20 protein-coding genes and 1 tRNA gene are annotated in these 19,257 nt (G+C 69.9%); 10 read left to right on the plus strand and 11 right to left on the minus strand.

The annotated features are described in order from the left end of the window. Positions 1-12: 12 nt before the first annotated feature. The gene (locus tag JKG67_RS06730; RefSeq protein ID WP_203336487.1) at positions 13-1,191 is read right to left on the minus strand and encodes an NADH:flavin oxidoreductase; all 1,179 of its coding nucleotides are present in this window, start codon (positions 1,189-1,191) and stop codon (positions 13-15) included. Between the two features lie 102 nt (positions 1,192-1,293). Here JKG67_RS06730 and JKG67_RS06735 point away from each other — a divergent pair, with 102 nt between their 5' ends. Then, a complete protein-coding gene (locus JKG67_RS06735) occupies positions 1,294-1,953 on the plus strand; it encodes a hypothetical protein (RefSeq protein ID WP_203336488.1) in 660 nt (219 codons plus the stop codon). Positions 1,954-2,152: 199 nt separating this feature from the next. Continuing rightward, the gene (locus JKG67_RS06740) at positions 2,153-2,734 is read left to right on the plus strand and encodes a hypothetical protein (protein WP_203336489.1); all 582 of its coding nucleotides are present in this window, start codon (positions 2,153-2,155) and stop codon (positions 2,732-2,734) included. Here JKG67_RS06740 and JKG67_RS06745 read toward each other — a convergent pair. Further along, a complete protein-coding gene (locus tag JKG67_RS06745) occupies positions 2,711-5,338 on the minus strand; it encodes a helix-turn-helix transcriptional regulator (protein WP_203336490.1) in 2,628 nt (875 codons plus the stop codon). The two genes, JKG67_RS06740 and JKG67_RS06745, sit on opposite strands and share 24 nt — an antisense overlap. An 80-nt stretch (positions 5,339-5,418) precedes the next feature. Between JKG67_RS06745 and JKG67_RS06750 the strand changes: the two genes are divergently transcribed. The 3 genes from JKG67_RS06750 (at position 5,419) to JKG67_RS06760 (ending at position 7,303) form a co-directional block, all read left to right on the plus strand. Next, on the plus strand, positions 5,419-6,000 hold the full coding sequence (locus JKG67_RS06750; protein ID WP_203336491.1) for a hypothetical protein: 582 nt from the start codon (positions 5,419-5,421) through the stop codon (positions 5,998-6,000). 77 nt (positions 6,001-6,077) lie between these two features. Next, a complete protein-coding gene (locus JKG67_RS06755) occupies positions 6,078-6,653 on the plus strand; it encodes a hypothetical protein (RefSeq protein ID WP_203336492.1) in 576 nt (191 codons plus the stop codon). Positions 6,654-6,730: 77 nt separating this feature from the next. Then, positions 6,731-7,303, plus strand: coding sequence for a hypothetical protein (locus JKG67_RS06760; RefSeq protein WP_203336493.1), 573 nt, complete (start codon positions 6,731-6,733; stop codon positions 7,301-7,303). Positions 7,304-7,315: 12 nt separating this feature from the next. On the opposite strand, the gene JKG67_RS06765 is transcribed toward JKG67_RS06760, so the two are convergent. After that, positions 7,316-7,987 (minus strand): TetR/AcrR family transcriptional regulator, encoded by a 672-nt coding sequence (locus JKG67_RS06765; protein WP_203336494.1) that lies wholly within the window; start codon positions 7,985-7,987, stop codon positions 7,316-7,318. A 62-nt stretch (positions 7,988-8,049) separates the two neighbouring features. Here JKG67_RS06765 and JKG67_RS06770 point away from each other — a divergent pair, with 62 nt between their 5' ends. Beyond that, the gene (locus tag JKG67_RS06770) at positions 8,050-8,814 is read left to right on the plus strand and encodes a hypothetical protein (protein ID WP_203336495.1); all 765 of its coding nucleotides are present in this window, start codon (positions 8,050-8,052) and stop codon (positions 8,812-8,814) included. A gap of 93 nt (positions 8,815-8,907) precedes the next feature. Beyond that, entirely contained in the window at positions 8,908-9,639 is a 732-nt protein-coding gene (locus tag JKG67_RS06775; RefSeq protein WP_203336496.1) for an SDR family NAD(P)-dependent oxidoreductase, read from the plus strand. A gap of 120 nt (positions 9,640-9,759) precedes the next feature. Here JKG67_RS06775 and JKG67_RS06780 read toward each other — a convergent pair whose 3' ends face one another. From JKG67_RS06780 to JKG67_RS06795, 4 genes are all read right to left on the minus strand, one after another. Beyond that, the gene (locus JKG67_RS06780; protein WP_238997983.1) at positions 9,760-10,359 is read right to left on the minus strand and encodes a YdeI/OmpD-associated family protein; all 600 of its coding nucleotides are present in this window, start codon (positions 10,357-10,359) and stop codon (positions 9,760-9,762) included. A gap of 26 nt (positions 10,360-10,385) precedes the next feature. Beyond that, positions 10,386-10,461: transfer RNA gene (locus JKG67_RS06785), tRNA-Thr, on the minus strand. Between the two features lie 91 nt (positions 10,462-10,552). Then, a complete protein-coding gene (locus JKG67_RS06790) occupies positions 10,553-12,127 on the minus strand; it encodes an alpha/beta hydrolase (protein ID WP_203336497.1) in 1,575 nt (524 codons plus the stop codon). A gap of 63 nt (positions 12,128-12,190) precedes the next feature. Further along, positions 12,191-13,381, minus strand: coding sequence for a RimK family alpha-L-glutamate ligase (locus JKG67_RS06795; RefSeq protein ID WP_203336498.1), 1,191 nt, complete (start codon positions 13,379-13,381; stop codon positions 12,191-12,193). A gap of 73 nt (positions 13,382-13,454) precedes the next feature. On the opposite strand from JKG67_RS06795, the gene JKG67_RS06800 reads away from it, so the two are divergent. Next, complete coding sequence (locus JKG67_RS06800) at positions 13,455-13,925, plus strand: ATP-dependent zinc protease family protein (RefSeq protein ID WP_203336499.1); 471 nt, start codon at positions 13,455-13,457, stop codon at positions 13,923-13,925. Continuing rightward, complete coding sequence (locus JKG67_RS06805) at positions 13,925-14,884, plus strand: succinylglutamate desuccinylase/aspartoacylase family protein (protein ID WP_203336500.1); 960 nt, start codon at positions 13,925-13,927, stop codon at positions 14,882-14,884. Before JKG67_RS06800 ends, JKG67_RS06805 begins: the two co-directional genes overlap by 1 nt. A 20-nt stretch (positions 14,885-14,904) precedes the next feature. On the opposite strand, the gene JKG67_RS06810 is transcribed toward JKG67_RS06805, so the two are convergent. The 4 genes from JKG67_RS06810 to tmk form a co-directional block, all read right to left on the minus strand. Next, complete coding sequence (locus JKG67_RS06810) at positions 14,905-15,450, minus strand: dihydrofolate reductase family protein (protein ID WP_203336501.1); 546 nt, start codon at positions 15,448-15,450, stop codon at positions 14,905-14,907. Positions 15,451-15,538: 88 nt separating this feature from the next. After that, complete coding sequence (locus JKG67_RS06815) at positions 15,539-16,501, minus strand: sigma-70 family RNA polymerase sigma factor (RefSeq protein ID WP_203336502.1); 963 nt, start codon at positions 16,499-16,501, stop codon at positions 15,539-15,541. 44 nt (positions 16,502-16,545) lie between these two features. After that, a complete protein-coding gene (locus JKG67_RS06820) occupies positions 16,546-17,703 on the minus strand; it encodes a DNA polymerase III subunit delta' (RefSeq protein ID WP_203336503.1) in 1,158 nt (385 codons plus the stop codon). Next, positions 17,700-18,341, minus strand: coding sequence for a dTMP kinase (gene tmk, locus JKG67_RS06825; protein ID WP_203336504.1), 642 nt, complete (start codon positions 18,339-18,341; stop codon positions 17,700-17,702). The genes JKG67_RS06820 and tmk overlap by 4 nt, the downstream gene beginning before the upstream one ends. A gap of 90 nt (positions 18,342-18,431) precedes the next feature. Between tmk and JKG67_RS06830 the strand changes: the two genes are divergently transcribed. Next, positions 18,432-19,196 (plus strand): NYN domain-containing protein, encoded by a 765-nt coding sequence (locus tag JKG67_RS06830; RefSeq protein WP_203336505.1) that lies wholly within the window; start codon positions 18,432-18,434, stop codon positions 19,194-19,196. The last annotated feature ends 61 nt before the right edge of the window (positions 19,197-19,257 follow it).

Below are 19,257 nucleotides of genomic sequence, written 5' to 3' on the forward strand. Positions count from 1 at the left end.
CCAAGACCGCGGTCACCCGGGTGCCGAGATCACCGGGCAGTGGGTGCCGCCGGGGGCGTAGATCGTCGGCATGCACCGGTTGCAGTGGATGCAGAGTCCGGCTCCGCGCGGCTCGCGCTCCAGGCGCCGGATCAGGTCGGGCTCGCGCAACAGCGCCCGAGCCATCGCGACGTAGCTGAATCCTTCGCTCATCGCCAGCTCCATCGTCTCCCGGGTGGAGATGCCGCCGAGCAGGATCAGCGGGATGGTGACCGCATCACGCACCCGAGCCGCCTTGTCCAGCAGATAGGCCTCCTGGTACGGGTACTCGCGCAGGAACGCCCTGCCAGCCGCCCTCATCCCCCACTTGACCTGCCACGGCATCACTGCGGCGAACTCCTTGCGCGGCGGCTCACCACGGAACAGATACATCGGGTTCATCAGCGAGCTGCCGGCCGACAGTTGCAGCGCATCGAGGGTGTCGTCCGCCTCGAGCAACCGGGCGAACTCCACCGCCTCGTCGGTGGTCAATCCGCCCTTGAAGCCGTCGCCGACGCTCACCTTGGCGATCAGCCCGGCCTCGTCACCGACCGCGTCCCGGACCGCATGGGCGATCTGCCGGGCCAGTCGCGCCCGATTCGCCAACGGACCGCCCCAGCGGTCCGCCCGCCGGTTCAGGCCCGGCGCCAGGAAGGCGCTGATCAGATAGCTGTGCCCCATGTGCAGCTCAAGGACGTCGAACCCGGCATCGACCAGCGTCCGCGCCGTGTCGACGTACTGATGGGTGATCCGGGTCAGATCGCGCTCGGTGGCCGACCGGACCATCTGCATGGACAGCGGGGAGAACATCCGTGACGGACTCAACGCGTGCACCTGGTTGGAGCGGCCATTGGCCACCGGGCCGGCATGGCCGACCTGGCCCGAGATCCTGCCGCCCGCCTCGTGCACCGCCTCGGCGAGACGAGCCAGCCCGTGCCGAGTGCCCGGCCCGACCACGATCTGCTCCCGATGCGTGCGGCCCTCCGCAGCCACCGCCAGGTAGGCGACCGTGGTCAGGCCGACGCCGCCCCGGGCGAGGTCGACATGGAAGTCGATCAGGTCACGGGTCACCTCCCCGTACGGCGTACGTCCTTCGAAGGTCGCTGCCTTGATCACCCGGTTCCCCAGCTTGACCGGACCGAGCGTCGCCGGCGCGAAGACATCCCTGTTCATCCGGACAATGTAGAACGCGTTTCACCTCTGCCGCTAGCGGGCGGGCCCTCGCGCCTTGTCCTGGGGCGGTCACCGGGTCACACTGGAAGGAAGGAGTGAGTCATGCACGTACTTCTACCCAGCCTTCGGGCCACCCATGAGGTCCTCGTGGAGCGGATGAACACGGCATCGGAACGGCGCGCCACCCTGCAACGTCCACGCGACCGCTACCCCGCCACCGACACCTTCCTGTCCAGCATCAGCCGGCATGTGGCCGCGCTCAACGAGGTGCTGGTGCCACGGGCCCAGCGCGAACTCCCCGACGGCCGCGAACGCGCCAAGGAGTTCACTCGGGCCAGCAAGCAGTTGGAGCGGGCACTGGCGCAGGTCAAGGGCAAGCTCTACGGATCGACGTACTCGGTCCGGCGAGGCTGGTCCGATGTCTGGGACGACGTCCAGCGCAGGTACAACGAGTTCTGGGAGGTCGAGCGGGCGCTGGCCCGCGACCTGGACGCCGGCACCGCCCCCGACGACGACCACGACCCGGCCGAGGCCGTGTATCGCTCCGAACTCAAGGCACCGACCCGGCCACACCCCTACGTCCCGCACCGGGGCGTACTGGGGCAGGTCGCCCGTCGCGTCTGCGTGCAGGTCGACCACTTCTGGGACACCACCGAGGGCCGGATGATCCCGGCTCCGATCCGCCACCACGACCGCCGCTCGGACGGCCGGATGACCCAGTACCTGCTTGCCGACCCACACCTCGACGAGCCCGCAGGTTAAACCTTCTCGCGGGTCTGGCTGTTTCCCGCACAGGCCACTTCGCGCCGTGCTTCACTCCGTCCAAGGAGGATGCACCAGACCCCCTGAGTGTCCCCACGCAGGTCCCGGTGCTCCATCCGGGACCGCTCCGGCCAGCCAACCCCCGACGGGCCGGGGCGGTCCGCTTCTTCACGTTCGCATGCCTGAGAAGGAGACGCCGATGCGCCGTACCGCAGCCCGACTCGTCGCACTCGCCGTGGCGGCCACACTGCTGCCAGCCGGGGCCGCCAACGCCGCCGAACACACGGTCCGCGACGCCCGTGGCGACGTGGTCGCTGTCAACCCGGAGACCGATGAGCAGACCCCGAGCGACGTCGCCAACGGCGACATCGTCCGCGCTCGGTTCATCCACGGCCAGCGCGCCTTCGTGCTGCGTGCCAAGTTCCGGTCCCTGGACCGGAAGGGCAGCGTGGTGCGCGGCGACTTCATCCGGATCACCACCAACGACCGAGTACGCCGCAACGTCGAGGTGTGGGCGGCGCCCGCAAACTGGGACGGGACCGCCCACTTCAAGCGCCCGAACGGCGACGTGGTGATGTGCCAGATCTCGCACCGGATCAACTACGGGAAGAACACGCTGACGGTGCGGGTGCCCCGCACATGCCTGCAGAACCCGCGATGGATCCGGGTCGGCTTCGGCTCGGTGTGGGGCGACGGCTCCACGCTCTTCATGGATGACGCTCAGCGCAACGGCACGATCAAGGGCAAGCTGGCGCTGTCACCGCGGATCCGGCGCGGCTGAGCCGTCCGGGTCGAAGAGGGCCCGAAGCTCACCTCTCCGGGACACACCGAGCTTGCGGTAGACGTTGGCCAGGTGGTTGTCGACGGTGCGCACCGAGATGCCCAACTCGTCGGCGATCTCGCGGCTCGCCAGCCGGCGCCTGACCCGGTCGGCGACCTGCCACTCCCGGGCGCTGAGCTCGTCGGCCCCGCGAGACAGCAACGGTGCCGCCTCGTTGGCCTCCGCCAGCGCGGCCTTGGTCAGCTGCAGTCGACGCAGCAGTTCACCCTGCCCTGGACGGTCGGCGAACGCCTCGGCGCGCCGTAGCGCGTCCACTGCGGCCGGGACCATGCCAGCCGCAGCCAGGTCCCGCGCCGCCGTCAGCACGGCGACCGGGTCCCGGTCCGACAGGCCGCGGGCGGTCTCGTCGAGCGCCCGATAGAGCAGCAGTCCGGATCCGACCCGGCCACGGATCTCGGCGAGCAGCGGAGCGGCCCGGTCCACCGCCCCCAGCCGGATGCAGATGCCCAGCGAGATCGCGGCGACCAGGTCATAGCCGGCTTCGACCCCGGCGCCGGCCGCAGCCTCGATGATCTTCGCGGCGAGGTCGACGTCCCCCCGGGCGGCCGCCAGCAGCGCCTGGGCCTCCGCCAGCAGCATCGCCGCCTTGGGGTCGTCGCGCTGAGCGGGCAGCATCGACCCGAGCACCGCCTCGGCTTCAGCGATCCGGTCGGCCTGGGCGGCCACGACGGCCCGCAGCGCGAGCGCCGCGCCGAGCAGACCGATCGGGTCGCGCCAGCGCAGCTGTTCCTCGGCGAGGAGAGCCAGCCGGCCCGCCTCCCGCAACCGACCGCCGTACATCAGGTGTACGCCGAGGGTGTAGGTCCAGATGCCCGCAGCATCGGGCGCGGAGGTGACGAGTTGCTCCTCGGCGACGGCCCGGGCCGCATCGCCCTGCCCGCTGGACAGCAGCATGAAGTAGCGCTGCAGGTGCACCATCGCGGCTGCATGGGGTTCCAGCAGTCCATGCTCGCGCTCGGCGCGGATCAGGATCTCCGCGGCCTGCTGGGCGTCCCGGCCGCCCATCGCGTCCAGCATCACCGCCGCCATCGCCGCGCGGACCGCCACCGCCGGGCTGACGTCGCCCAGCCCGGACCCCAGGGGACTGTCGGTGTCGGCCTCGACGGCCTGGGTTGCACCGGCCTGGGCTGCACCGGCCAGCACCTGCCAGGTCCGCACCTCCGGCGTCAGCGCCTGACGGTCGCCGCTCGTGAGCGAGGCCTCGAACCGCTGCACCAGGGCCAGCGCCCCAGCGACATCGAAGCGACGGTAGGCAAGGTGCGCCCCCCGCCGGGAGACCAGCAGCGCGGCGTCGGCCGAGGAGGAGGAGCGTCGCTCGGCCTCGGCGAAGCACCGGTCGGCGGCGTCGAGGTCGTCCAGCGCAGAGTGTGCCGAGGCGAGGTCGATCGCGGCGGCCACCGGCAACTCCAGGTCGAGGTCGTCGGCCCGGGCCGCCAACTCGACCACGGTCAGGTGCTCGCCGAGCCCGAAGGCATGACGCAGCGCCCAGTGCAGCTCGGCCGGATCGATCCGCGCGCCCGCGCCGAGGCGCAGCAGCACCGAGGAGAACCGGAACGTCCGGTCACCGCTCTCCCACAGCCGGGTGGCGATCTGCTGGGCGAGCTCGGTGCGAGCTCCCGGATCGAGCCGGCCCAGGGCCGCCTCCCCGTGCAGGGGATGTGCCAGCCGGGCCACCCCACCGGCCGCCATCGTCACCAACCCGGCAGCGGACAGGTCCTCGACGGCTTCTGCGTGCGCGGCACCCGGCAGCAGCAACTCGACCGGCGCGGCCGCGCCCAGGGCGAGTGCCTGCAGAGCGTGCAACTGGGGCGGCGGGAGGTCGGCGACACGGTCGGCGACGGTGGACAGGAGGCCCCGCGGGGTGGCCACCTCACGCAGCCGGACGCCGGTCTCGCTCCGAGTGACGAGGCCTTGACGCTCGGCCCGTTCGACCACCTCACGCAGGAACAACGGATTGCCGTCCGTCTGCCGCCGCAACCGGCGTACGTCGTCGGGGCGCGGCACCGCGCCCAACCGTTGACGCAACAACGCGTCGACATGCTCGGTGGCGAGCCCGGTGACGTCCAACTGATCGACGAGGTCCTCGTGCCAGAGACGGGCGATCGCGCCGGTCCGCCGATGCTCGGCGCGTTGGGTGAGGACGGCGGGCAGACCGAAGGCGCGGATCAGGTGATAGACGATGCCGGCCGAGGTGGCGTCCAGCAACGGGGCGTCGTCGACGACCAGCAGCAACTCACCTGCCCGCCTTCCTGCTGCCGCGATCACCTGGCGTTCCAGCGCCTCGGCGTTGCTCACGTCGTCGACTCCGAGGGCACCCATCGCCGGCACGAATGCGGCCAACGGGACCTCGGTCAGCTCGGCGACGCCGAGGATCGACAGCACCTCACCGCCCCGTCGCCGCCACCGGGCGGCGGCTGCGGCTGCCGCGGTGGTCTTGCCGATGCCGGACGGGCCGACCAGCGCGACCGGGCGTGGGGGACGTCCCGACAGCCGGGAGTCGATGGACTCCCGGAGTGCGGGGCGGTCGATGATCGGCCAGGACATGCGCCGAGGTTACTGGCTACCAAGCCTTCGCGTGCCTCTACGATCAGGCCACACTCTTCTTCTCGAGATCGGATTCCGTCATGCGCAAACTGGCGACCTCATTGGTGCTCGCCCTCGGCCTCTCCCTCATCCCGGTCAGCGCCGCCCACGCGGCCGACTACACCGTCCGCGATGCGCGGGGGGATGTTGTCACCTTCGACATGGAGACGGGGGAGGAGACCCTCAGCTCGGTCGCCAACGGCGACATCGTCCGGACCCGCTTCGTGCACAGCAACAAGGCTGTGGTGGTGCGAGTCAAGTTCCGTTCCCTGGCGAAGCAGGGCCTCTTCCGCGGCGACTACGTGCGGGTGGTCACCGACGCCGGCCTACGCCGTGACGTGCACGTGTCCGCGATGAGCGGCCAGTGGAAGGGCGACGCCGAGATGACCCGACCCAACCACAAGCCGGTCGACTGCGACCTGTCGCACCGGATCGACTACGGCAAGAACCTGCTCACTCTGCGGATCCCGCGCGCCTGCCTGAACAACCCGCGCTGGGTCCGTGTCGGCGTGGCATCGTTCTGGCTCAAGGGCGATCTCTCGGCCATGTACGCCGATGACGCCCAGAAGGACGGGAAGGTGGGCAACCGGGTCGCTCTGTCGCCTCGCATCCGGCGCGGCTGAAACACCTCCACTGGACTATCGTTGGCAGGGCCCGTCATGGGGACGGGCCCTGCCACTTCCACTCTCGGGGGTTCTTCATGCGCCATGTCCTCACCGTCGCCGTCCTCGTGGTCAGCAGCGTGCTGTTCGCCGGCGGTTCCGCCCAGGCCGCCTCGCTCGTGGTGTCGGATGCGCGCGGAGACGTGCTCTCCGCTGACGGGGCCGGCGAGACCAAGGTCGGCACATCGGTCGCCCACGGCGACATAGTGAGGACCCGGTTCGCGCATCGGCAGCGCGCCGTGGTCGTGCGCGCGACCTATCGGTCACTGCAGCGCAGCGGCCTCGGCACCACGCACAACATCCGGATCGTCACCAACGCCGGACTGTCGCATTACCTACGCGTCACTGCCGGCCCAAGCGCGTGGTCGGGGACTGCCGTGCTGCACCGACCGAACGGACGGCATGTGGAGTGTGCCGTGCAGCATCGGATCAACTACGGCAAGAACGTGCTCAGGGTCCGGATCCCGCGTGCGTGCTTGGAACGACCCGAGTGGGTTCGCCTGGGCCTGCGCACCGCCTGGAGCGATGGTGACCGTGTCCTGGTCGATGACGCTCAGCGCAACAGCAAGGCGCCGCGACTCATCGCGCTGACCGACCGGCTGGTTCGCGGCTGAAGCCGCCCCACCGGACTATCGTTGGCAGGGCCCGTCATGGGGACGGGCCCTGCCACTTCCACTCTCGGGGGTTCTTCATGCGCCGTGTCCTCGCCGTCGCCGTTCTCGTGGTCAGCAGCGTGCTGTTCGCCGGTGGTGCTGCTCAAGCAGCGACCCTGGTGGTGCCGGATGCGCGCGGCGACGTGGCCATCTTCACCGGCTACGGGTTCACGCCAGCGCCTCGGGTGACGCAGGGCGACATCGTGCGCACGACCTTCAAACACACAGGCAATGCGGTCGTGGTCCGAGTCAAGTTCCGCTCGTTGTCCCGCCGAGGCGACCACGGCGAGCATCAGGTACGCATCCTGACCGACACTGGCCTCGACCGGCGCGTTTCGGTTCTCGCGGACCCCACGAACTGGTCCGGAACGATGCGGTTCACCACACACAGGAACAGGACCCTGCACTGCGCAGTGCACCATCGGATCCGCTACGCGAGGGATGTGGTGCGGTTCCGGATTCCGCGGTCGTGCCTGGACGACCCTTCCTGGGTCCGACTCGGCTCGAGGACCTCCTGGTCCGCCAAGGGCGTCCACTACTCCGATGACGCCCTCCTCGACGGCGCCGAAGCGGGACACATCCGCCTCTCGCGTCGAGTCCATCACGACTGAACGCGCTCGCGGTCACGGTGCCAGGCAGCGGCGCAGGTGGGTGACCACCTCGTCGGCGACCTCGGTCGGCGACTGTCGACGACCCGAGTCGACCCATCGGGTCAGCCAGATCTGGAGAGCGGAGACGACCAGAGCGGCGACCAGGTCCGGCGATGAGACGCCGACCTCGCCCCGCCGGATCGCCCTCTCGGCGGCTCGGGTGACCAGCCCCATCCCCTGCTCCCAGGCCTGCCGCTGGCCGCCCCGTCGCTGACTCGGCCCGGCCGTGGAGGTGGCCCAATTCAGGCCGTCCTTGAGTTGCATGGCCAGGAACGCGTCGTGAGTGGTGAGGAACTCCACCTCGGCGCGGGCTGCGGCGAGCAGCCCGTCCAGAGCTGATTCCACCTCCGCGACGGCGGCGTCGACGGCGGCCATGAACTCGGCCATCCGGGTGGCGTTGACCGCGTCCCAGAGGGCGTCCTTGCCGGCGAAGTGCTTGTAGAGGGTGGCCAGCGAGATGCCTGCGGTCGCAGCCACGTCCCCCATCCGGCAGTCCCGGAAGCCCGCCCGGGCGAACTCCCCTTCCGCAGCGGCGATGATCTGGCTTCGATACATCTGCCGGCGCGCCTCGTCCAAGGTCACCGGGTCCGAAGGTCGAGCCGATGCCATCGAGTTCCTTCCCTGGTGCTGCAGGTGGATCGCCACCGTGGCATAGTAATGAGCATTACTGTACTTGGACTCACTATTACCCCCTCAGGAGGTGGCCGATGAGCCCCGCCCACACCGACGCACCGCAGGCCCCGGTCCGACCCCGGATCGGCGGCCTGGGCTGGACGTGGATCCTCTGCTTCGGCTCCATCGCCCTGGCGTTCCCGGCGTACAGCCTGGCGGTCTTCTCGTTCGGATTGGAGCGTCGCGGGGTGGCGAACGTGATGTCGGTGCACATCGCGATCGCCTACTGGCTCGGCATCTTCGCGGCGTACCTGCCGTTCCGGGCGTTGCGACGCCGCAGCCGCTTCGAGCGGCTGCAACTGGTGGTGCTGCCGTTCGTGATCGCCTCGTACGTGACCCACCTGACCTGGGAGCTGGTGTGGCTGCTCACCCATGAGGCCATCGCCGGGGCCAGGGAGAAGATCTGGGCCTACCCGTGGTGGGCCTACATGGACGGCGGCGACCTGCGCTACCTGAACCCCGAGCCCGAGTTCGTGATGATCGAGATCCTGTCGGTGACCAACGCGCTGGTCGGGGTGACCGGGTTGATCCTGCTGTTCCGCTCCCGCTTCACCGACATCCGTGGCGTGTTGATGGTGATGGCCACCGCGGTAACCCACACCGTACTGACCTGGCAGTACTACGGCAGCGAGATCATCGCCGGCTTCCCGGCCGTCAACACCGACAGCTTCATGGACCTCGGCGTCCGGTTCATCTTCCTCAACGGGCCGTGGCTGGTCGCGCCGTGGTTCGTGCTGGCGTGGGGGTACCTGCTGCTCGCCCGGATGGATCGGCGCGGAGTCGCTGAAGAGTCGTCGTAGCGGGCACGGCGCGCGCGAGACCAACGGCCCCGCGTGCAGTGCGCGTCACATACCATTCCTGTAACTGAAACGCGTTCTACTTCAAGGAGTCCGATGACCGCCGCCAGCAGCACCCCCCGCTTCGACGGCGCGCGGGTGATCATCACCGGCGCGGCGGGCGGCGTCGGCAGCACCCTTGCCGCCGCCTTCCGGCGCGAGGGCGCGACCGTCGTCGCCACCGACATCGCCCCGGCCGACGGCGTGATCCCGGTCGACCTGCGCGACGAGGCCGCCGTGGCTTCCTTCGGCGCACAGGCTGTCGAGGAGCTCGGCGGGCTCGACGTGCTCTGCAACGTCGCCGGCGTGCAGCGCTTCGCCCGCCTCGGCGACATCACGGCGGCCAGCCTGCGCCTGCATACCGACGTCAACCTGGTGGCGCCGGTGCTGCTCACCCAGGCCGTCGCCCCAGCACTGGCGGAGTCCCAGGGCAACGTGGTCACCATCGCCTCCATCTCCGCGAGCTACGCCCAGCCCTACAACTCCGTCTACTGCGCGAGCAAGGCCGGCATCCTCCTGGCGATGCGCTCGCTGGCGATCGAACTCGCCGAGCAGCGCGTCCGCGTCAACTGCGTCTCCCCCGGCGGCATCGACACCGCGATGCCTCACTCGTCGGCCAAGGAACTGCCGACAGACATCAACTGGGACCTGCTGATGAAGAGCCAGAGCGCCTTCCCCGGCTTCATGCCGCCGAGCGACGTCTGCGACGCCGTACTCTTCCTCGCCTCCAGCGCAGCGGCGTCGATCACCGGGGCGAACCTGGTCGTCGACCGCGGTGTGGTGTTCTGACCCACCCTGACCCACCCTGGCCCCGCGGACTTGTCGTGGCGTGGCGCCGTGGACTTTGCTCAAGGGCCGAGAACGAGGTGCGGCGAACCCTCCGGCGTCCAGACGGTTGACCACGGAGCACTAGGCGCCGGACTTCTTCGTCGGCGCCGGGTGCGGGGTCTTGCCCTGGGCAAGGGCGTCGGTGAGTTGCTCGATGCGACGGGTGCGGGTCTCCGGGCGCACTGCGGTCTGAATGCGCTGCAGGAAGGCGAAGCGGTTGCGGCTGTCGAGCGCAGCGTAGACCTCGGTGAGGTCGCGCGCGGCCAGGGCGGCGGCGAGGTCGTCGGGCACCACGGCGGTGGCCGGGCTGTCGTAGGCGGCGTCCCAGCGGCCGTCCGCCTTCGCCCTCTCCACCTCGGCAAGGCCGGCGGGGCGCATCCGCCCTGCCGCTGTGAGCCGCTCAATGCGCTCGCGGTTGATCTTCGACCAGACGCTCTTCGCGCGCCGCGGGGTGAACCGCTGCACGTACCACTCGTCGTCGATCCGCCGGGAGATACCGTCGATCCAGCCGAAGCAGAGCGCCACATCCACGGCCCTCGTCCAGTCGATCGACGTGATCCCGGTCCCCTTCTTGGCCATCCGGATCCAGACGTGTGTGGCTGTCGAGGCGTGATCGACGAGCCAGGCCTCGAACGCCATGTCGTCCTCGAAGAACACCGCGTCGGTGTGCACCATCGACATGGCGGCAGTGTAGTGACGTGCCTGTGTGGAGCCGCCTGTCGGAATCGAACCGACGACCTAATCATTACGAGTGATTCGCTCTACCGACTGAGCTAAGGCGGCGCGTTCCCCACCGGAGTGGAGAACCCGGGGAAGTATACGGAGTGGACGACGCACGGGGCCAACCGGCGGGGTCGCGACAAGTTCGACCCGGTCAGCAGTCGACGGGGCCGTCAGGGACCTCACCGTCGAGCAGGTAGGCGTCCACCACCTCGTCGACACAACTGTTGCCCTGGCCGTACGCCGTGTGGCCGTCGCCGTCGCGGCGGATCAGGATGCCCGACTCCAACTGCTCGGCCAACGACTCGGCCCACTGCATCGGGGTGGCCGGGTCGCGGGTGGTGCCGGTGACCAGGATCGGCGCCGCGCCGGCGGCGCGGATCTCCAACGGCTCCTCGGACGACTCGTAGGGCAACCCGGCGCAGCCGGTCATCCCCCAGGCGAAGATCTCGCCGAAGGTGGGCGAGGCCGCCAGGAAGTCGTCCATGATGTCCGGCACCTGGTCCGCGGGCACCGCACTCGGGTCGTCCAGGCAGTTGATCACGTAGATCGCCTCGGATGCGTTGTTCTCGTACCCGTTGTCGCTCCGCGAGTGATACGCATCCGACAGCAGCAACAACATCGACCCGTCCCCGGTCAGCGCGGTGCGCAGGCCGGTGTCCAGGTAGTTCCAGTAGTCGCGGTTGTACAGCGGCGTCACCAACCCGTAGAAGGCGTTGCCGATCCGCAGCTCGCGGCCGGCACTGGTGCGCAGCGGCTCGTTGGCGATCTCGTCGAGCAGCTCCTGGATCTGGGTCAGCCCCTCGTCCACGTCGTTGCCCAGGAAGCAGCTGCCGCCGCTGACGCAGTGCGACACGTAGGCCCGCAGCGCGGTCTCGAAGCCCGCCGCCTGCTGCATGCTCTTGTCCAGCTTGGCCAACGAGACGTCGACGCCCCCGTCGAGCACCAGACGGCCGACCCGCTGCGGGAACAGCTCCGCGTAGGTGGCACCCAGCTTGGTGCCGTACGACGCGCCGAAGTAGGTGAGCGTGGACTCGTCCAGGACCGCCCGGATCACGTCCATGTCCCGCGCCGCCTCGACGGTGGTCACGTGCCCGGCCAACCGACCCGACTTCTCCGCGCAGCCACCCAGGAACATCTCGTCCTGGGCCAGCCAGTCATCCACCTCGGCGGGACTCATCGGCCACGGCGCACCGGACAGGTACTCGTCCAGTTCGGCGTCACCGAGACAGTCGACCGGCGCACTCTCGCCGGTGCCACGCGGGTCGAAGCCGACGATGTCGTAGGCGTCTCGGACTTCCGCCGACCAGTGCAGGTTGGCCATCTCCGCGTACGAGGTGCCCGGGGCGCCAGGGCCGCCGGGGTTGACCAGCATCGACCCGAGTCGGGTCTCGGCGTTGCGGGCGGTGACCCGCAGCAGCAGCAACTCGATCGTCTCGCTTCCGGGATCGGCGTACGAGAGGGGCACCATGATCCGAGCGCACTCGTAGCCACCGCGACACCGCTCCCAGTCCGGGGTCTGCTCATAGAAGCGAGCCAGCGCCGGGTCCGGCGGGGTGCGCGCGTCCAGGGAGTCATCCGGCTCCCGCTCCGGGGTGCGGGTCGGGGACGGCTCGGCGGTCGGCGCCGGGTCCGAGGCCGGGGAGCGGTCGCTGACCAGCACGATCGCGACCACGCCACCGGTCAGCAGCAACAGGGCGGCCACAATCGGCCCCAGGATCCGGCTCACGTGCGCTCCTCAGGTCGGGTGCGGCAACCCTAGCCCGGTGGCACCAGCGACCCGGGCGATGACTCACTCCTCCGGCAGCGGCTGCTTGGGCAACTTCTTGACCCGCCGCCGACGCTTGGGGCGGGCCGGGATCAGCGACCGCATCTCCTCGAGCTTGCCGAAACACAGCAACCGGTCCTCGGCCTCGAGCACCTTCCGGCCCGACGGGTTCGGGATCACCGTGGTGCCCCGATGCAGGGTGAGCACGGAGATGTCCCGCTCCCGCAGACCCGACTCCGCCAGCGTCTTGCCGATCAGGTCCGCATCGCCGTGCACCACCAGTTCGGCCACGCCGTACCCGGTAGAGACGCTCAACCGCTCGTGTACGTCGATCTGCGGGAACGCCACCTGGTCGGAGATGTGGTCGATGATGGCGCCGGCGACGTCGAGCTTGGTGGCGGCCTCGATGCCCTCAAGACCGGGCGAGGAGTTCACCTCCATCACCAGCGGACCCTCGTTGCCCTCCAGCATGTCCACGCCGGCGACCCGCAGACCCATGATCCGCGCGGCACGCACCGCGACCCGCTCGTACTCCGGATCCAACTCGACGGCCTCGACACTGCCGCCCCGGTGCACGTTGGAGCGGAACTCGTCCCCCTTCGCGACCCGACGCATCGCCGCGACCACCCGGTCGCCGATCACCAGGGCCCGGATGTCGCGGCCCTTGGACTCGGCGACGAACCGTTGGATCAGCACGTTCTGCTTGGTGGACTGCAGGGTCTCGATGATCGCCTCGGCCACCTTCAGCTCGGGCGCGAGGATCACGCCGATGCCCTGGGTGCCCTCCAGCAGTTTGATCACCACCGGCGCTCCGCCGACGCGCTCGATCGCCGGGATCACGTCCGCCCGGTCCCGAACGAAGGTGGTGGCCGGCATGCCGATGTTGTGCCGGGACAGGATCTGTGTCGCCCGCAGCTTGTCGCGGGAGTTGGTGATCCCCCAGGACGTGCTCGGCGTGTAGACATCCATCTGTTCGAACTGGCGCACCACCGCCGTGCCGAAGTAGGTGATCGAGGCCCCGATCCTCGGCAGGATGGCGTCGTAGTCGGAGAGCTGCTTGCCCCGGAACTGCAGGTCCGGCGTCTCACCGGACAGGTCGATGGCGAACCGCAGCGTGTTCAACACCTTGACCTCGTGCCCCCGGTCCAGGGCCGCGGTTCGGAGCCGCATGGTGCTGTAGGAGCGCGGGGCACGGGACAGGATCGCGAGCTTCATTCCACACCTTCGGGTCGATTGTCCGGCCGGGATCCACCAAGACCGGCCGGGTGGCCTGCTTGGATGGTGCACTGTGAGCACCCATTCAAACACCGTAGCCGGATGGCGCGAGTGGGTGAGCCTGCCCGCGCTCGGTGTCGACTGGGTGAAGGCCAAGCTCGACACCGGGGCCCGCACCTCCGCGATCCACGCCTTCGACCTCGCCGAGTTCGAGCGGGACGGGGCCGACTGGGTGCGGTTCTCGATCCACCCGTGGCAGCGCTCGGCTGCGGACGCCGTCGAGGCCGAACTGCCGATCCATGACCGTCGGTCGGTGCGTAGCTCCTCGGGGCACAGCCAGGAGCGGTACGTCGTACTGATGGGCGTGCGGCTGTTGGGCACCGAGGTGACTGCGGAGGTGACGCTGAGCCGACGCGACGAGATGGGCTTCCGGATGCTGATCGGCCGCGAGGCGCTGCGGCAGGGGTTCCTGGTCGACCCGCGCCGCTCCTACCTGGGCGGTCGGCCGGACCGAGAGATCCGCCGCAGGAACCGGGGACGCTGATGGCACGCGAGTCGTTCGCGATCGGCAACGTCCGGGTCCGCGCCGGGCAGGCCCGCGAGGTCGAGATCCCGATCACCCGCCTGGTCACCGGCGCCGACGTCCACCTCCCGGTGCGGGTGCTGCACGGCAAGGAGCCTGGGCCGGCGGTGTGGATCAATGCCGCGATCCACGGCGACGAGGTGCTCGGCGTGGAGGTGATCCGGCGGGTGCTCTCGACGCTGTCCCCCAAGACCCTGCACGGAACTCTGGTCGCGGTGCCGGTGGTGAACGTGCTCGGCTTCATGACCGGCGACCGGTACCTGCCGGACCGACGCGACCTGAACCGTTCCTTCCCGGGGTCGGCGCGCGGGTCGCTGGCCAGCCGGATCGCACACCTGTTCATGGTCGAGGTGGTCGACCGGTGTGACATCGGGATCGACCTGCACACCGCTGCGGACCGCCGCGCCAATCTGCCCCAGATCCGGGCCGACCTCGACGACCCCCGCACCCGAGAACTCGCCGAGGCGTTCGGCGCCCCGGTGATGCTGCACTCGAAGCTGCGCGACGGGTCGCTGCGCCAGGCCGGCAAGGACCGCGGTTCCACCGTGCTGCTGTATGAGGGCGGCGAGGCGTTGCGGTTCGACGAGGTGCCGATCACCGCCGGCGTCGACGGCGTACGCCGGGTGCTCGCGTCGCTGGGGATGGTCGACACCAACGGCGGCGTTGCCGAGCCGAGCGTGGAGTGCCGACAGAGCAGCTGGGTGCGGGCCCGACGGACCGGGATCCTGCACCTGGAGGTGGAGCTGGGTGACCGGGTCGAGGCCGGTCAACGCATCGGCGGCCTCTCGGACACCTTCGGCCGGCGGGTGCGGCTGGTGCACGCCGACAGGTCCGGGGTGGTGATCGGGTTGAACCGGGCACCGTTGGTCAACTCCGGGGACGCGATCGCGCACCTCGCCGAGCCGGTCGTTCCCGACTGACGGCGAGGTGCACGACGGCGTCAGCCGCGTAGGGCGTAGCTGGCGACGACGTTGCCGGCGTCGGTGGCCTGCGCCTCGACCAGCCGCAGTCGGGTCAGGTCGACACTGTCGTCGAAGAGGCGTTGCCCGACGCCGATCGCCGGATGGATGGTCAGGGTGAGCGTGTCGATGACGCCGCCGAGGAAGAGGGTGCGGATGGTCTCGATCCCGCCGGCCACGACGATGCCACCCCCCTCGGTCTCGCGGAGTTTCTGCACGTACTCGACGGGATCTCCGGCGGCCACGGTCCCGTTCCAGCCGGGGTCGCCGTGCAGCGTGGACGAGATCACGTGCTTGCGGACCGGGTTGATGAACTCGGCGAACGGATCGGACACCTCGGCGGCCTGCCAATAGGCGGACCACTCCTCGAAGAGCTTGCGCCCGATCACCACGTCGGTGACACCGGCGAGTGCTCGGCCCATCAGCTCACCCTCGGTGGCGCCGAAGCAGTCGAACTGGAAGAGGTGCGGGTCCTGGGTCACGCCGTTGATGGAGCAGAACTGGTGTGCGGTGACGGTACGGGTCATGGCCGATGTCTCCTTCGTCGTGGGTTCCGAGGTCGCGCCCGGTGGCGCGCTCAAGGGGTTGACGATCCGCGGCGCCGAAACTGGTCGGTCAGCCGGAGATTTTCTCCGGCAGACCCAGTTGCGCGAACACCTCAGCGCCGAGGAAGTGGGTGATCCCCGCGATCCGTCCGTCGTGAACCTGGAGGGCGTGCACCGCGAACGGGGCGAAGTCACCGGTACCGGTGGGGTGATAGACGGCCACCGTCGGCATCCCGTTGACGGCGGCGGTGACGACCCGGGAGCCGACGCAGACCCGTCCCGGTCCGTCCCACCAGCGGCGGATCACCTCGTGTCCCTGCAGCCACAGTTCGTACGGCGGCATGGTGAAGGTGGCGTCGGCGGCGAGCAGGTCGACCAGGGCGTCCACGTCGTACCGTTCGAACGCGTCGGTGTAGCGGGTGAGCAGCGTGCGCTCCTCCTCGGAGTCGGGAGACCGCGACGCCGCGGTGTCGTGCGAGGCCACGGTGCGACGCGCCCGCGCCAATGCCGAGTTGACCGAGTCCACCGACAGTTCAAGCAGTTCGGCCGTCTCCCGGGCGGTCCAGGACAGCACGTCGCGCAGGATCAGCACGACACGCTGGCGTGGTGGCAGCAGTTGCAGCGCGGACAGGAACGCGAACCGCACCGACTCGCGGGTGGCGGCGCGTTCGGCAGGGTCGTCGATGCCGGCGAAGAGGAGGCGGTCGGCGATCGGGGTGAGCCAGGCTTCGGCTGGAGCCGCGGTCAGTCCGGCGGGACCGGCCGGGACCTCCCCCGGACCGGTCAGGTCGCAGGGCAGTGCCCGCCGCTGCGCCGCATCCCGCATGTCCAGGCAGACGTTGGTGGCGATCCGGTAGAGCCAGGTCCGCACCGAGGAGCGGCCCTCGAAGGTGTCGGCGTTCATCCAAGCCCGGGTCATCGCCTCCTGGACGGCGTCCTCGGCCTCAGCGATGGAGCCGAAGTAGCGGTAGCAGTAGCCGATGAGCTCGGTCCGGAACGGCTCCAGGTCGTCGGCCACGTTGATCACCGTCATTGCACACCTCCCGTTCGCCGGTCTAGGAGCCTGGGCGCGGTGCCTCAGTCGCGCTCGGTGGGGAGCAGCGAGGTCATCATCGACTCCAGTGCGAGCAGCACCGGCACGTTGAACTCCATGATCTGTTCGCGGGCGCCGAGGATCGCCTCGATCCGGCGCAGGTTCAACTCCGGCGTCGTGGTGGCGGCGAGTTGGCGGACGTCGCCGGCGATGTCGGCGTTGACGAGGTCCCCGTGGGCGCCGGTGCCGATCGCGATGGCGTCCCGGTAGACCGACATCAGGTCGGTGAGTCCTCGGTCGACGACGTCGCGCACCCGGCGAGTGGCACGTGTCTTCTGGGACTTCTGCAGCGCGGCGAGTGCCGGCGCGTACTCGCGGGGGCGCTTGCCCCGCTCGACCACCCCGTAGGCGGCGTCCAGGTCGGCCTTCTCGCGGGCGTCGAGGGCGGCGGTGATCGCCTCGGCCTCCTCCTTGGCTGCGTCCAGGAGGTTCTGTGCCGCGGTCATCGCGGCGCCGAGATGGGTGAGTCTGGTCGGCAGGGTGACCACCTCACGGCGCCGGTTCCGGGTCGCCTCGTCGGTGGCCAGCGCCTTGGCCCGGCCGATGTGACCCTGGCTGGCAGCGGCCGCGTACGCCGCGAGCGCGGGCGCCACGCCCTGGTGGCGGGCCAGGTGGTCGGCGACGTCAGCGGCCATCGGCGTGCTCAGGGTGACCAGCCGGCATCGGGATCGGATGGTCGGCAGGAGGTCCTCGACGGTGGGCGCGCAGAGCACCCACACGGTGGCCGGGGTGGGCTCCTCGATGGTCTTGAGCAGCGCGTTGTTGGCCTGGTCGGTGAGTCGGTCGGCGTCCTCGATGATCATCACCTGCCAGCGGCGACCGTTCGGGGCGAGCGCGGAGGAACGGACCAGGTCGCGCACCTCCTCGACCCCGAGCGACAGCTTCTCGGTGCGCACCCGGGTGACGTCGGCATGGGACCCGGCGAGCACCGTGTGGCAGTCGTGGCAGCGGTGCGGGCAGTCGGGCCCCTGCCCGGCCTGGTCGCATTGCAGGGCAGCGGCGAAGGCCATCGCGGCGTTGGAGCGGCCGGACCCGGGCGGGCCGGTGAACAGCCAGGCATGGGTCATCCCGCGGCCGGCGGCAGCGGCGGTGAGCGTGTCGATGACCGGGCGCTGTCCGACCAGGGTGTCCCAGATGCTCATCGTGCCTCCAGCAGGGCGGCGACCCGGTCCCGGACGGCCGAGGCGATCGCGTCGACATCGTCGCGACCGTCGAGGACCTGGTAGGCCTCCGGGTCCGCTTCGGCGAGCCTGAGGAACTCGGCGCGGGCGCGGCGATGGAACTCCACTCCGGCGCCCTCGATCCGGTCCCGACCGGTGAACCGGCCCATCGCGGCTTCGGGGTCGACGTCGAGCAGCACCGTCAAGTGCGGGCGCAGGCCGCCGGTGGCCCACCGGGCGACCTGCTCGACCTCGGCAGCGGCCAGCGTGCGACCGGCGCCCTGATAGGCGATGGTGGAGTCGACGTACCGGTCGGTGATCACCACCTCCCCACGGGCCAGGGCGGGCAGGATCACGGTCTCCACATGCTCGGCCTTGTCCGCGGCATAGAGCAGCGTCTCGGTGCGACTGGCCAGCTCCCCGGTCTCGGGACTGAGCACGATCTCGCGCAGCTTGGCCCCGACCGCCGTGTCGCCGGGCTCGAAGGTGAGCAGCACGGTGCGGCCACGGTCGACGAGCCACGCCTGCAGCAGCCGCGCCTGAGTGGACTTGCCGGCGCCGTCGCCGCCCTCGAAGCAGACGAAGAGTCCGGGGGGCGGCGACGTGATTGCGGCGTTCATCGGAGGTCAGCCTATGCGCCGGCACCGACGGTGGGGCTACGGTGGCCGGGTGCGCCGCTCGGCGTACGCCGCGACGAAGGAGCCCCGCCCGTGCCTGCAGCCCCCCACAGTCCACGGCTTGCGGTCCTGATCGACGCCGACAACGTGTCGCCGTCGAACTGTGACGCCCTGCTCGCCGAGATCGCCAAGTACGGCGTGGCCTCGGTGAAGCGGGTGTACGGCGACTGGACGACGCCCCGCTTGAAGGGCTGGAAGGAGGCGGCGAACGTGCATGCAATCGCGCCGATCCAGCAGTTCGGCTACACCACCGGCAAGAACGCCACCGACTCGGCGTTGATCATCGACGCGATGGACCTGCTCTATACCGAGCGACTGCAGGGGTTCTGCCTGGTCTCGTCCGATTCGGACTTCACCCGGTTGGCGTCCCGGATCCGGGAGGCGGGCGTGGACGTGATCGGGTTCGGCGAGCGGAAGACCCCGCAGGCGTTCGTCGCCGCCTGTGACCGGTTCGTCTATCTCGACGTGCTCGGCGCTGACGCCGACGAGGAGGCGACCGACGCCGTACAGCCCCGCAAGCGGCCCACCGCGAGCGAGTTGCGCCAGGACGCCAAACTGTTGAACCTGCTCCGTTCCGGGATCGCGGCGGCCTCCGATGACGAGGGCTGGGCCCAGTTGGGCACCGTCGGCTCACACATCGCCAAGCAGGCTCCCGACTTCGACTCCCGCAACTGGCGCTTCGTCAAACTGGTCGACCTGGTCACCGCGATCGGCCTCTTCGAGGTGGAGCGGGAGACCGACGGCCAGGGCCGCACCACCTCGATCAAGGTCCGGGAGAAGAAGCGCCGCGGCCGCTGACCTCGGTGCGGCGCCCGGTGTCCGGGTGTCGTCGGGAGTCGTCGGAACACCCTGATGTCAG

This window comes from Nocardioides limicola, from assembly GCF_016827675.1.
GTDB classification, from domain to species: Bacteria; Actinomycetota; Actinomycetes; order Propionibacteriales; family Nocardioidaceae; genus Nocardioides; species Nocardioides limicola.